The following is a 14,642-nucleotide window of genomic DNA, read 5'->3' as shown; positions in this document are numbered from 1 at the left end:
GCCAGATCGGCTACTTTACGTCCCTGCTCATGCTGGGAGAGAATAGAGATGATCTGGGATTCGGTAAATCGAGATTTTTTCATAGGTCAAAAGTACGTGTTTTTCTACTTTAGACCGGACGAATTTTAGGGAAGCTGACAGTTTCCGCTGAAAACTCATCGGAAGTATATACCACGTCAGCTGCTTCAAATTCCAGGAATCCGGCATCGTCGCGATAGGCTTTTCCTTCAACGATTTCGAAATAACCACTTCCTGCATCCACATGAAATCCTACCTGTACACCAACGGCTTGTCCGTCGGGATCTGAGCTGTCCATAATGGTATCCTGCCCTTCAAATACGGTATGAAAGGAACCACCGCCGGATGTAGGGCAGCCATCTTCCTGGTAGCAAAAGCCTGTGCTGGCATCTGAATCCTGGGAAAGTTCAAGATCTCCTGAACCTGTATTCACTACTCTGACAGCCAGTCCGTTGTAAGCATTGTTTTTATTTGACCCAGAGCCACTGTCCTTACAACCTGTGAGTGCAAGAATACAAATAAGTAAAGCCGCTAAAGGGAGATGGAGTTTTTGGGTATACATATGCTAAGAAATTCTATTAGGGTTAGAGGTTCTAAGCATTTAATACGTGACAGGAAGTAAAGAAGGCCCAAAAATAAAAGGCATAAAAAAACCCGCTGCGTTGGCAGCGGGTTTTAAATGGTTAACTAAATATCAGCGAAGCTTAGTTGCTGGGCTCATATTTGAGTGTGCTAATTGGATGAGACTCAGCACGACGGTTACGTTCGCAACCAGGTGTGTTCGCATCTTTTTCAGCTTCAGTACATTCAACAGGAGCTTTACCTAAACCACGGGATTCAATGCGGTCTTCAGAAATACCGTTTTCAGTGTAGAAATCAACTACGGCATTTGCACGGCGCAAGCTAAGGCGCAAGTTGTACTGGTCGCCACCAACATGGTCAGTGTAAGCGTCAACACGTACGCGGAATGCAGCAGCTTCTTTCAGGGCTTCAACGTTAGCTTGCAGGGCAGCTTCGGCATCGGCGCGAATATTAGAGCGGTCGAAGTCAAAGTTGATGGTTTGCAAGGCGTCACCACTGAGGTAAACAGGATCATTGGCATCATTAGGATCAGTTCCCATGTCCAGCTCTTGTCCGTCGGTAAATCCGTCACCGTCAGAGTCGGCGTTGTTAGGATCGGTTTCGTGCGTCATTACTTCGTCGTAATCGCTGAGGCCGTCGCCATCAGAATCGGCATTATTTGGATCGGTGTAATATTCGTTTACTTCCTCACCGTCGGTTAATCCGTCTTCGTCAGAATCTGGATTCAGGGGATCAGTGTTGTAGGAATTAACTTCGTCTCCGTCACTAAGGCCGTCACCGTCGGTATCGGCGTTCAGTGGATCGGTTTCATATTCATTTACTTCTTCTCCATCAGTAAGACCGTCATCATCCGTATCAGGATTGAGGGGATCGGTTTCGTACTCATAAATTTCGAGGTAATCATTTAAGCCGTCCTGATCGGTATCTAATCCGCGAAGAGTTTCCTCATCGAGAGACCTTAGATATTCGAGCGTACGTTCAGATGGGTCAAGAAGCTCATCACTGCCAGAGCAGCCAGCAAAAAATACCACTGCAAAGAGAGCAAGAAAGGTGGTTAAGTGTCTTAATTTAGTCATCATTTTAGATTTCGGTTGAGATTAACTTTAGTCAAATTTTGAAATAAAATAGCAGTTTAATAAGGAATTAAAAAGAGTTTTTTAATAACCTCTACACAATAATTATTCGCTTTTCAGATTTTTGTTTCTAATCAATATTTGCGGTAAAGAGGAGGTTTATAGATGAAAAAATTTTTTTCAGTTTTGGGGTGTTATTTTGATGTAATAATATTTAATTTTGGTGCTCTCGAAAAAACGGGGCTATAGCTCAGCTGGCTAGAGCGTCGCGCTGGCAGCGCGAAGGTCCGGGGTTCGAATCCCCGTAGCTCCACTTATAAGCCACTTTGCATTGCGGAGTGGCTTTTTTTATGCCTTTCAGTTTATTAGAAAATAGCCGATAACACTGAAAAATTTGTTTGTGTAATCTCGATACTTTAAAATAAGTATCCACTAAATAAGGGGTCGTACACTATGACACCACCAAAAAAATTACTACTGAACACCTTTGTCTTGTTTGGGCTGATAGGACTGTTGAGCTTGTCAGAGGCGCGGGCACAAGAGGTAGCTTTGTCTCTTGAAGTTAGTCCTGTTCTTGAAAACGCCCAGGCTTTGAGTTTAACCGGGCTTGGAATTTCTGATCCGGGAAGGGGACCAGTGCTTCTTTCGGGTTATCTTGAGAACCTGGAAGACCGGAAATTAGACAACCTCTATTTTGAAGTGCTTGTTAACACTTCTCGTTACGGCCTGATTGCCGAATTAAGGCAGCGCAGCGGGCAGCCCTTTTCGCTAGAACCTTTTCAGTCGGTTTATATAACCAATAATGATCTGGCCAACGAAGTTATTCCCGGAGTGGAAGAAGACATCCGGTTCACCGGGGGCTTAACACCAGAGGGTGATGAATTTATCAATAGCCTGGAGGGCACTACTACCTTGCCTCAGGATATATATACGGTAGAAGTGAGCATTTTCAGGGTTACCAATCAGCGGGGGCGCGAAACGCTGGTTACTTCTTCCGCTCAATTTGGAATGGTTTCGGGCACAGAAACCAGGGAAATCTATTTGAAAAGTCCCGGTAGTGTAGTGGGGGATGGGGCAGAAATCATCAATCCATACCCGCAATTTAGCTGGGAGGGCGAAACGGACCGCCAATACCGGATCTTGGTAGTTGAAGGTAATCACAGAAGCAGCCCTGAATCTTTGATTGAAAGTGCCATTAGCTCGGCATCTACCAACGAAGGAGGCTCATTGCTCGAATTTGAACACCTGGATATGATGGTACAAGGGAATAACTTTCAGTACCCCGCCTCTGGTGCACAAGCTCTGCAGCCTGGTGAAACCTATTATTGGCGTGTGCTAACCACCGTGCAGCTTAGCGGCGCTACAGAAACGTTGAATTCTGAAATTTGGGAATTTGTATTGCAGCAAGCTGGTGAGCAGGCTCAGAAAATTCCTATCAATGAAGAAACGGAAGAAGCTGTGGCAGCCCTGTTGGGGGGAGCACAATTTCAGCAGATGCTTGAAGACGGGTATGAGCTACAGGAATTTGAGTACGACGGACAAACCTATTCAGGGCCTGCGGCCGTAGCTAAACTTCAGGAAATCCTGCAGAAAATTCGGGACGAAGAAATGATAATTGGTAACGACTAAGTGAATATCTCTATGAAACGGTTGTTTACATTACTGGTTCCCGTTGCGGTTGCTTTCATCCTGATAGGTATGGTGGCAGCTGATATTGCCTATTACAAAGCCGAACGGCCTATAGCTATCGTCAGGAGGTTCAAGCCTGAGGTGGTGGTGCAGAATATGGACGAAGGGAAAAAAATAAGCCTGGATCCCAAAGAAAATATTGGCGAAAAACTTTTCAGTGGTGACACGCTTTCCACATTTGATGACGCTTTTGCATTAGTGCTTTTTATGGACAAAAGTGTGGCTAAGGTAAAACCCAATTCTGTGCTGGTGATTAACGGGGAGGTTGGCAGCAGTTCCAAGTCTATGTCTACCCGGATTAATTTACAGAACGGGGAAATATTTTTGAATGTGGAACCCCAGGGCGGAAATGACTTTGAAGTAGCTACTTCACGTTCACTGGCTTCCGTTAAAGGTACTGATTTCGGTAACAGTCATGAAGGGTATGTTTGGGTTCAGAACGGACAGGTGGATGTTACCGCCATAAATTCCGGCCAGACGGTATCGTTATTTAATAAGATGTTTGCCCGGGTGGATGAAAACGGAAATGAAATTAATTCCGGCACATTAAGTGATGAAGAATTACAGCAGCTGGGGCAGGATTATAACGAGTTGGAGAATGACCTGATTAAGAAGGAATTGAAATTCCGGTTCAGGGATGAGAACGGACAGCTCAGAGAAATTACTATCGATGTATTTGAAGAAGGTCAAAATTAAAAAACGGGCTTCGCACATCGGTTACTTGTACAACACAACCTGAATAAAACGCAGCTACAGTATGGTTAGGTGGCTTTTTGCAGCAACTTTTTTACTGGTTGCATGGGGAACCTGTATACAGCAGGCACATGCACAATACATTGTCCGGCATCAATCGCCGGTGGCTCTGGATCGTGGAGAAACCAATCGTATTGAATTTGAAGTGACCGGTTTGAACCGTGCCGATTACAGTCAGGCCAGTTTTTTCTATCGTTACGATGGGGACTTCAGCTATCGTCAGCAGGAAATATTCTTTGAAAACGGGGCTTTTATGATTCCATTCAACGTAGAAGATGCGTCAGCTAATGGGATAGAATATTACCTGCAAGTAGAACTGGCTTCCGGGCAAACCCTAACCTATCCCGAGTCAAATCCCACAGAAAATCCGGTGCAGGTGGAGATTGTGGATGCAACCACCGAATTGCCTTCTCTGGAAGCAGTAGATTATTCGATTCTTTCTCCCGAACCGGGGGACGCACTTCGTGCAGAAGATGTAGTTTTGGCCATCGCACTTTTTTATGATGAAGCGGCTATTCCGGATGGAGAATTCAGGTTGTTCGTAGACGGCACCGATGTGACCTCTGCCGCAGATACCAGTGACTTTTACATCTCTTACATACCATCTAAAGCCTTAGGGCGGGGACAGCATCAGGTATCGCTTCAATATCACTCCACGGAACAAAATTATGTAGTTACTGACTGGATTTTCTTTGTGGTAGCCCCGGGGCAGGCTGCATTTCAGGGATTTGATACCGAAAGTTTGTTGCCAACTGGTCGGGTAGAGTTAACCTCCCGTAACCAGGTGATAGCTGGTGATGTAAATAATGCGTACACAGGCCGGGCACGAATATCGGGGCAATATGGGAAGTTGAATTATGCACTAAACGGCTACCTCACTTCCCAGGAGTCAGCGAGGCTCCAGCCACAAAACCGATACGGAATCAACCTTTCCTACAGCGATTGGTGGATGTTTGAGGCCGGCCACGTATATCCTACAATGAGCAAGTTCACTATTTCAGGCCGGCGCATTCATGGTTTGAACACGGAGTTCAACTTATTGGGTGATGCTTTGCACCTTCAGTTCCTGTATGGTGAGCTGGACCGGAAAGTAACCAACCTTTATGACCAGTTGCTTATTGAACAAGATTCCGCAGCTTCCGGGGCGATTGTTGATACCTCTTATACCTTAACTTACCAGCAACAGGGGCGGGGTACTTTTCAGCGAACGATTACCGGTGGAAGAATTGGTTTCGGAAATCCCGAGAAATTTCAATTTGGACTGCATGCCCTGAAGATTCAGGATGATACGACTTCTCTAACAAACATTCGGGACTATGCCAGCTTGATGGAATCCGGTACTGGTTTGGGGAGTCAGTTAAGCGCGTCTGACCGGCAAAAGCTGCAGGAGAATCCCAACTTGCTACAGGTTCAGGGAGGAGCCGTTCGTCCCAGAGATAACATTGTGGCAGGTACGGATCTCAAGTTCGGATTTCATCAAAACCGGATACGCGTGGAATCAGAAGCGGTAATCAGTGCGCTAAATGAAGATATTTACGGTGGTCCGCTTAATATAGAAAGGGCTGAAGATATGGGCTTTGATATCACCCAAAGCGAGGCCGATTTATTAGACCGTATTTCGTGGCTGATTATCATCAACGAAAATATAAATACGATTCCTCTGCGCATCAGGGAGGATGAAAACGGCGAAGAGGATACCGAAGTGTTTTTCCCCACCAGTATTCTTGCTGGAAGCAGTGAACTCTCCGCTCGTTATGCCAGCAATACCTTTCGCCTGCAGTATCGCTGGATTGGGCCAAATTTCAATTCGTTGGCAAACTCTACGGTACGTAAAGACGTAGCTGGATTCACCCTGAGTGACCGGATGAATTTGCTTTCAAATCGTCTGTACCTGACCCTGGGCTTTGAGACCCTTCAGGATAACGTAGTGGGGAACAGAGATGCCACTACCCGCACCAATACCTACCGTACCAATGTGAGCTGGTACCCGGTAAACCGTGATTTGCCCCGGGTTACTGCAGGGGTTCGATACCGGACGAGGGATAATGAGGTAGAGCGCCAGAATTTTGAAGTGTATAGCCCTGAAGTGGTTCAGGCAGCGGTACGCAATCAGCGAATCAATGCAGATGGCGATACGGTGACGACCGTTTTTCCAAGATTAAATCACACGCTCAATCTGAATACGTCTGTATCGCAGCAGTTTCGCTTGCTCGATATTCGCCACGATGCATCCATTAACATTTCTACCCTGAAAACCACCGATGAAGTGTTTGCTTTCGGGGATATCAATAATACGGCCGTTTCACTGAATATCACCTCAAGATTTCCCGGAAATTCCCTGCAATCGCAATTCGGCCTCAGTTATAATGATACCGAATCCGGGGGTGGGCAGAACAGTATTTCCATATTAGGGCTATATGCCGGCGGGGAATATGTGCTGATGCAGGGAAAATTAACGGTGGATGGCCGGCTGGCCTTTACTGCAAATGAAAGCACCATTACCGACTTGGACATTCGTGATAATCCTGCTAATGATGTTCGGGATGATAATCCTTCCAACGATTATTACGTGTTAGCTGATAACAGTCGCACCAATAACTTCAACACCTTTGTATTGCAAGCCGGTGCCGAGTACCGGTTTAATGATTACCATGGACTGAACTTTAGTGCTAACTTCACCAATGTAAATAACACCAATATTGCCAACGACAGAATTGTTCAGCTAAGATATATTTTCAGCTTTTAAGTGATGTCCATCCCCAAAAAAAAGAAAAAGACTTTTTTAGCACTTTCAGCCATTGCTTTGGGGGCTTTTGTGATTTCTATATTGTTTCTCTTCCTAAAACCCCTGCAGCCACTGGAATACCGGTACACAGATAAGTTATTTGAGTGGCGAGGCCCGTTGGATGTATCTGACTCCCCCATTGTGCTGGTAGCGATAAGTGATCAGGCCGATGAAGAAATTCCGGAAAAATATCCCTGGCCTACTTCTATATATGCACGCCTGGTTGAGAATCTGAATAAAGCCGGCGCCAAAGTCATTCTATTTGATGTTGTTTTTAATAACCCGGATAAGGATGAACTTCGAAACGACACCCTTTTTGCTCAAGCGCTTAATAAATATGGAAACGTCATATTAGGGGGCGACTTACGTTTAATGGAAAACCAGTTTTCACAAGGACTGACCCAAGTGTTTCCAACGGAAGTACTTCAAGATAATAATCCCAATCGGGTCGGATTTGTACATGTTAACCTTGCATCTGACGGGGCAGTTAGGAATTACCGTTTTGGTACCGAGTATCAGGAGGAGGATTATTATATGTTGGGTTTGGAGGGCATTCGTCTGTTTGACGAGATTCCCTATGAAGAAATCGCCCCCTTATCACAAGATTCCACACATGTATTCAAGCTGGGGGCGTACTCTATTCAGAAAGATGGTAATTATGAAAAAGAAGCATGGAAGAGCTCTTTCATAATAAATTACTATGGTCCGGATGGTACCTTTCCGGAAGTCTCGCTGGAGGAAGTAATTGATGATTCAAGCTACACCACCAATTTTGAGAGGGAATTGGAATATGGGATCAATACTTTTGACGATCCTGAGATTGGATTACTGCAGCGTGGCGTATTTAAAGATAAAATTGTGATTATTGGCGCCACGATGCCGCTCCTGAAAGACTTTTACGCCACACCATTTGCCAATGCAGGCAAAGAACCGCGCCCAGGGTATCAGGTGCATGCCAACGCCATCCAAACGGTTTTAGATAGTAATTACATCACCCGCTTTGGAGGGTATCCAACCATATTTATCATGTTTGTTATGTGTCTGAGCATTGCGTTGGTAAATGGTCGCTGGAGTGCAAACTGGGGTATTTTTTATTCCTTGATTGCTGCAGGTGTTTATTTCGGGATTACCGTCTGGGCGTTTGTAAATCAGCAGGTGCTAATGCAGATTGTGGGGCCGGTTGCTGCAATAATACTTACGCAGGTGGGCATGGTTAGCTATCAATACTACACCGAACTGAAGGAGAAGAAGCGTATTCGTGGTATGTTCTCTTCCTATGTATCTCCCGAGTTGGTTGACCAAATGATAGAATCGGGCAAGGAACCGAGTTTGGGCGGTGAAGAAACCTACATGACGGCTTTTTTTAGTGATATTGTTTCTTTTTCTACCTTCTCAGAACAGCTGGAAGCGAAAGAGTTGGTGAAACTGATTAATGAATACCTGAATAGCATGACTGGAATTGTCAACGACCGGGGCGGTACGCTGGATAAATATATTGGGGATGCCATTGTAGCCTTTTTTGGTGCCCCGGTGCCGGTAAAAGACCATGCCCTGCAAGCGTGTATGTCATCCCAACTAATGCAAAAAGAATTGGCGCGTTTACGACAAAAATGGGGAAAAGACGGATGGCCCGATATCGTGATCAACATGCAGCATCGTATGGGGATGAATACAGGAAATATGGTGACGGGAAATATGGGCTCGGAACGCCGCTTTAATTATACTATGATGGGGGATAACGTGAACCTTGCGGCCCGTTGCGAAAGTGGGGCCAAACAGTATGGCGTATTCACGATGGTAACGGAGGCCACCAAAAAAGAAGCTGAGAAGTTTGGGGATGAGTGTGTATTTCGGTTTTTGGATCAGATTGTGGTCAAAGGCCGAACACAGCCGGCCAGAGTGTATGAGATAGCCGGATTGAGAGAGGATGCTTATCAGGAGCTTTTTGATTGCATTGGGTTGTATGAGGAGGGGATGGAGCATTACCTGAATCAGGAGTGGGATAAAGCGATCGCCAAATTTGAAGCCTCTGCCAGGCTGGAAGAATACGAGCAAAATCCATCAGGTATTTTTATTAACCGGTGTAAGCAGATGAAACAAAACCCACCCGGTCCAGATTGGAACGGGGTGTATGTGATGCAATCGAAATAGTTGGTTACGTCGAGAGATTTCGTTCCAACGCAGAGCGTGTGGAACGAGGGGAAAGAGAATACCGGAGGGATGAAAGAAAATAGCAAGGATATAAGTCCGTGGTAAAAGTGATTGTTAACGAAACGAGTCTCATAGAGACGTCACGCAAAATAATCGGGTTCAAGTCTATCCATAGAAAAGAACGTGTGTCCCTTCGGAGGGACCGATTTTATAACAGCCATCGAGCTGTTATGAAATCAGGGAGGACAGTATTAGAGTTGACAAGGACAATTTTGCAGAGCTTTTACTGTTGAAGTGTAACTTCAAAAGATTTATGTGGAAATTTGGGATTAGGATGCCTCCGTGAATTCGTAGGGAAAAGATTAAACAAGTCCCGTCATTCAGAGGCTACCGCCGATGAACCTGTGCCACAAAATGATTTCCAATAAGCTAAAGGTAGCTTTTTAAGAGCCACAGGAAATAGTGGTTCAGGGAATTGGCTAGATAAGGTCCGCAAAATGCAAGATCATTCTCCTGAGTTATTCGGGACCAGATTGCCTCAAGTAGTAGTAGGCCGGGCAAAAATAACCATCAATCGAATGCAGAGCTCTTGCAGGATGTTTACCTTACGGAAAACAGAAAATATCTAATCATAAACAGCCATTATGAACTACCGGACATTAGGAAAAACAGGATTTGAAATTTCGGAAATATCCCTTGGAACCTGGCAGCTGGGAGGTAAATGGGGCACCGATTTTGATCACGACCTCGCCCAAAAAACTCTCGAAAAAGCCATTGATAACGGGGTAAATTTCATTGACACGGCCGATGTGTACAAAGCCACGGAAAGTGAAAAGGCCGTAGGTAAAGCCATCAAAAATGCAAGTAACCGTGTGTATGTGGCTACCAAATGCGGCCGGCAAATTGATCCTCATACCAGTGAAAATTACACCACCGAAGCCCTGCGCGGCTATGTAGAAGATTCCCTGAAACGCCTGGATGTGGAGGCAATCGACCTTATTCAACTCCACTGTCCGCCTACCGACGTATATTACCGCCCGGAGATTTTCGGAGAGTTTGAGAAGATGAAAGAAGAGGGCAAGATTCTGAATCTCGGTGTAAGTGTAGAGAAGGTGGAAGAAGGCCTAAAAGCACTGGAATATGACAATGTGACCACCATACAAGTGATCTACAATATGTTTCGTCAGCGCCCGCATGAGTTGCTGTTTCCGAAGGCCAAAGAAAAGAACGTTGGACTGATTGTGCGCGTGCCACTGGCCAGTGGATTGCTGACTGGTAAGTTTACCAAAGACACGGAATTTGGCGAAAGTGATCACCGCAACTTTAACCGTGAAGGCGATGCTTTTGATGTGGGGGAAACCTTCTCCGGTATTCCGTTTGAAGCAGGAGTGGAAGCAGTAGACAAATTGAAAAACGCACTGCCTGACGATACCAACCTGGTCCATCTTGCATTGCGATGGGTATTGATGCGTAATGAAGTGGGCTGCGTGATTCCTGGCGCGTCTAAAGTAGAACATGTAGAATCGAATCTGGAAGCAGCTGAGAAGCCAGATATCCCCTTTGATATCATGAAAGAAATCGACAAGATTTATGAATCCGATATTAAACCTTTGGTCCATCAACGCTGGTAATTTCAGTAAGAACCAGCTTTCTACGATTTTACGGTAATTTAACCGGAGGGCAGAAGGTGCTTTTGTATCTTTCTGTTCTCTTTTTTTAATCAATACTGGATACTATGCGCCTGAAACATCTATTGATGGTAGTGCTGGCTTTTGCCTTCATTACCGCATGCCAAACACCTTCAACTCAAACGGAGCCTAACAAATTGTTACTGGTTTCTTTTGATGGTTTCAGGGTAGATTATCTTTCCAAGACAGACACGCCAAACTTTGATAAGTTAGTTTCTTCAGGCGTTGTGAGTGAAGGAATGATCCCCATTTTCCCTTCCAAAACATTTCCGAACCACTATGCCATAGCAACCGGACTTTATCCCGAAAACAGTGGATTTGTAGGCAACAATATGTACGATGCTGAAATGGGCAAATCTTTCAGTATTGGCAACCGGGAGGCCGTAGAAAATGCAGACTGGTACGGGGGGGAGCCGATCTGGAATACGCTGGAAAAAGCCGGAGTGAAAACCGGAACGATGTTTTGGGTGGGATCGGAGGCGCCGATTCAGGATATGCGTCCGACGCACTGGAAGAAATACGATGGCGGGATGCCCGATTCGGCCCGCATCGACACCGTACTGAAATGGCTGGATCTGGGCAATGAGAAGGAGGTTGATTTCGCTACGCTCTACTTCAGTTTTGTGGATACCTACGGACACCGGTATGGGCCTAATTCGGAGGAAACCGTGGCTGCGATTCAACGTGCCGATGAGTTGATTGGATACCTGACCGAGCAGTTGAAGGAAAGAGGACTGGCGGATCAAACCAATTTAATGGTAGTTTCAGATCACGGAATGGCGGAAGTTTCGCGGGAGCGTTTGGTGCTGTTGGATGAGTTCATCAATCCGGATGAATTGCAGATGGTGGAGTACAGTCCGGCTCTGATGGCCAATGTGCGCAATGGAAATCTCGAAGAAGTCTATCAAGTGCTGAAAGAAAGTGCGGAGCATTTCCGGGTGTATAAAAAGGATGAGATTCCTGAACGATTTCATCTCAAAAATCATCATCGCGTGCCTGATTTATTGTTGATTGCCGATGTAGGCTATACCATAAGTACCCGGCAGTATGTGGAGGAGCGTCCCGGCTACCCCGCCGGCGGGGCTCACGGCTTTGATAACCAGGCTCCCGAAATGCATTCTTTGTTTGTTGCAGCTGGCCCGGATTTTAAGAAGGGTTACCAAATGGAAACTTTTGAAAATATTCATTTATATCCCCTGATGGTACATTTGTTAGACGTAGAACCTGCCCCTGTAGATGGCTCGCTGGATAGTGTTTCGGTGATGCTGAACTAGGATCATGGTAAATGCTGACCTATTTCGTTCCAACGCAGAGCGTGTGGAACGAGTGTGGCGAGTTTGGGATTCAGTTCAGATGGATCTTTGCATCAGCTTTAATCCAACCAAGTCATTTCCTCTCCCGGGAGAGGATTAAGGTGAGGGTGGATGCGGGCAAAGATTTGCTATTGTTTGAAATTAGGTTCTTGCTATGCAAAATGAGCGAGGCCTTGGTACCAATTTACCCACCCCTCAATCCCCGCCCAAGCGGGGAAGCTCTTTTGGATAGTTTGAAGTTGAGTTCGCCAAAAGTGCTAATTGGATGAATCATGGAGACTATTTCATCACTTGAGCCTTGCCACTAACACCTTGCACCTAACACCTAAAACCTCACCCTTCACACAGTATTAACAAGCCCGCCATAGATTCCCGAAACTGCAAAGTCTGTGCGGCAAGTTTTCAATCCCCAAAATAAAGCTGCCAGCTTTCAGTTCTGATATCCGATTGCCTATATTTGGGCACCATGAAAATTCACTAATCAGGAGGTATAATGAAGCGTTTATTTCGATTAAAAATCACAGCCTTTTTTGCCCTTTGGGTGTTCTTGTTGGCAGGCTTTGCCGGCAAGGCAGTAGCTCAACAAGGATTAACATCCGACCAGCTCGCAAAACTTAAAAGCGTAGGTTCGGTCTATCTTTCACCGGATGGCAAAACGGCAGCCTACACGGTAGCCGTACCCGCGGATCCATTTGAGAAAAATGTACCTGCCAGCTATCATCTATATTTGCTAGATATTGAAAGTGGTGAAAGCATGCCGTTTATCACGGGGCGTAGCGTAAGTGGCGTAGCTTTTCGTCCCAATCACAATTCCATTACATACATTGATAAACAAGACGGCGATGCGACACGCTCCGTGTATGAAATTTCACTGAATGGCGGAGAAGCTCAGAAATTATTCTCTTTTCAAACCAACATTTCCAGCTACACCTGGGCTCCGGATGGAAACCACCTGGCCTTCCGGGCGGCTCAACCCAAAGAAAAATCAGAGAATCCACTACCATATTCTCCAGAGATTTATGAAGAAAACCTGACCAATACCTGGGCGTACATCCAGAATTTAGGGATGGACGGACATGATCCGCACCGAATTGAAATAGAAGGAAACGTATCGGCCTTGTACTGGAGCCCTGATCAATCCAAAATTGCTGTGGCCGCAGCACCCACTCCGCTGGTAGATGATTATTATATGGCGCAGCAAGTTTATATTGTGGATCATCATTCCGGAGAAATTCTGGCAGAAGTAGATCATGAAGGAAAACTGGGCGAATTAAAGTGGAGCCCGGAAAGCGATAAGATTGCCATGATTGCCGGCGCGCATATCAATGATCCTATTGACGGCCGATTGAAAATGGTAGATCCTGAGACGGGAGAGGCCGAATGGTTAAAAAAAGATTTTAAAGGGAAATTTTTTGAGCAGGTGGAATGGGCCAATAACAACACCCTGCATTACCTGGCCAGTAAAGGCGTTTGGAGTGAATTTGGCAGCATCAAAAGTGATGGCAGCCAGATGAAATCCATTATTCCAACAGGCGGTCCCATCCTGAAAGCCTTTGCCCATGCCCCTAATGGCAACCACGTATTTGATGTATCCACCCCCAATCACCCCGATGAAGTGTACGTGATGAAGAAAGGGGAGAAATCTCCTGAACGTTTTACAAACACCAACCCATGGCTGGATGAGGTTGCACTGGGCGAACAGGAAGTGGTGACTTTTACCACCGAAGATGGCTTCGAAATTGATGGCATTCTGATATATCCAACAGATCACGAAGGCCAGACTTATCCCCATGTTAAAGATCTGAGAAAGCGATATCCGCTGATCAATGTAATTCATGGCGGCCCGGAAGCGCATTATAGCAACGCCTGGCTAACGGCCTATTCTATGCCCGGACAAGTAGCGGCTGCCCAGGGATACGCTGTTTTCTATCCCAACTACCGCGGAAGCACAGGCAAAGGCATTGAATTTGCCATGAGCAGTCAGGGTGATTTGGCCGGTGCCGAGTTTGACGACATTGTGGAAGGGGTGGATTACCTGATTGAACAAGGCATTGTTGATGGCGACAAAGTAGGTGTAACCGGTGGTTCTTATGGCGGTTATGCCACGGCCTGGATGAGCACCTATTACAGCGACCGTTTTGCAGCCGGGGTGATGTCGGTAGGTATCAGTAACAACCTCTCAAAATGGGGCACAAGCGACATTCCCGAGGAGTTATACCACGTACATGCCCGCGAGCGTATTTGGAATAATTATATGGACTTCCTGGAACGCAGTCCGATTTACCATGTAGACAAGGCGGAAACCCCAATCCTGATTATGCATGGAAAAGAAGATACGCGGGTTGATCCGGGACAATCGTATGAGTTATATCGCCACATCAAAACGCGGACCGACACTCCCGTTCGTTTGGTGCTGTACCCCGGCGAAGGCCATGGAAACCGAAATGCCACGGCCCGTTATGATTTCAACCTCCGCATGATGCGTTGGTTTAATCAATACTTAAAAGGCGACGATACTGATACTACTCGTCCTGATAATGAATTGGAAATTGAAGAAGTAGGATTAGATCAATAATATCTGATCATTCAC

At 45.9% G+C, this 14,642-nt stretch carries 9 protein-coding genes and 1 tRNA gene; 8 read left to right on the top strand and 2 right to left on the bottom strand.

The window, feature by feature from the left end:
* Window positions 1–109: 109 nt before the first annotated feature.
* Together FN815_RS16575 and FN815_RS16570 are read right to left on the bottom strand one after the other, a co-directional pair.
* A complete protein-coding gene (locus tag FN815_RS16575; RefSeq protein WP_142455810.1) occupies window positions 110–580 on the bottom strand; it encodes a hypothetical protein in 471 nt (156 codons plus the stop codon).
* Between the two features lie 142 nt (window positions 581–722).
* Window positions 723–1,679 carry an OmpA family protein gene (locus FN815_RS16570; protein WP_246075338.1) on the bottom strand — a complete coding sequence of 319 codons (957 nt, stop codon included), beginning with the start codon at window positions 1,677–1,679 and terminating at the stop codon, window positions 723–725.
* Between the two features lie 233 nt (window positions 1,680–1,912).
* Here FN815_RS16570 and FN815_RS16565 point away from each other — a divergent pair.
* From FN815_RS16565 to FN815_RS16530, 8 genes are all read left to right on the top strand, one after another.
* A tRNA-Ala gene (locus FN815_RS16565) sits at window positions 1,913–1,986 on the top strand.
* A 140-nt stretch (window positions 1,987–2,126) separates the two neighbouring features.
* The gene (locus tag FN815_RS16560; protein WP_142455808.1) at window positions 2,127–3,302 is read left to right on the top strand and encodes a hypothetical protein; all 1,176 of its coding nucleotides are present in this window, start codon (window positions 2,127–2,129) and stop codon (window positions 3,300–3,302) included.
* A gap of 12 nt (window positions 3,303–3,314) precedes the next feature.
* The gene (locus FN815_RS16555; RefSeq protein WP_142455806.1) at window positions 3,315–4,058 is read left to right on the top strand and encodes a FecR family protein; all 744 of its coding nucleotides are present in this window, start codon (window positions 3,315–3,317) and stop codon (window positions 4,056–4,058) included.
* A gap of 61 nt (window positions 4,059–4,119) precedes the next feature.
* Window positions 4,120–6,861: a hypothetical protein gene (locus tag FN815_RS16550; protein ID WP_246075337.1), complete on the top strand. Its 2,742-nt coding sequence runs from the start codon at window positions 4,120–4,122 to the stop codon at window positions 6,859–6,861.
* Window positions 6,862–6,864: 3 nt separating this feature from the next.
* Entirely contained in the window at window positions 6,865–9,051 is a 2,187-nt protein-coding gene (locus tag FN815_RS16545) for a CHASE2 domain-containing protein (protein ID WP_142455804.1), read from the top strand.
* A 644-nt stretch (window positions 9,052–9,695) separates the two neighbouring features.
* Window positions 9,696–10,682 carry an aldo/keto reductase gene (locus FN815_RS16540; RefSeq protein WP_142455803.1) on the top strand — a complete coding sequence of 329 codons (987 nt, stop codon included), beginning with the start codon at window positions 9,696–9,698 and terminating at the stop codon, window positions 10,680–10,682.
* A gap of 104 nt (window positions 10,683–10,786) precedes the next feature.
* On the top strand, window positions 10,787–12,013 hold the full coding sequence (locus FN815_RS16535) for an alkaline phosphatase family protein (protein ID WP_142455801.1): 1,227 nt from the start codon (window positions 10,787–10,789) through the stop codon (window positions 12,011–12,013).
* A 532-nt stretch (window positions 12,014–12,545) separates the two neighbouring features.
* Window positions 12,546–14,627, top strand: coding sequence for a S9 family peptidase (locus FN815_RS16530; protein WP_142455799.1), 2,082 nt, complete (start codon window positions 12,546–12,548; stop codon window positions 14,625–14,627).
* The last annotated feature ends 15 nt before the right edge of the window (window positions 14,628–14,642 follow it).

The organism is Gracilimonas mengyeensis (assembly GCF_900182705.1).
Classification (GTDB): Bacteria; Bacteroidota; Rhodothermia; order Balneolales; family Balneolaceae; genus Gracilimonas; species Gracilimonas mengyeensis.
This window is presented reverse-complemented; position numbering and strand designations above follow the sequence as displayed.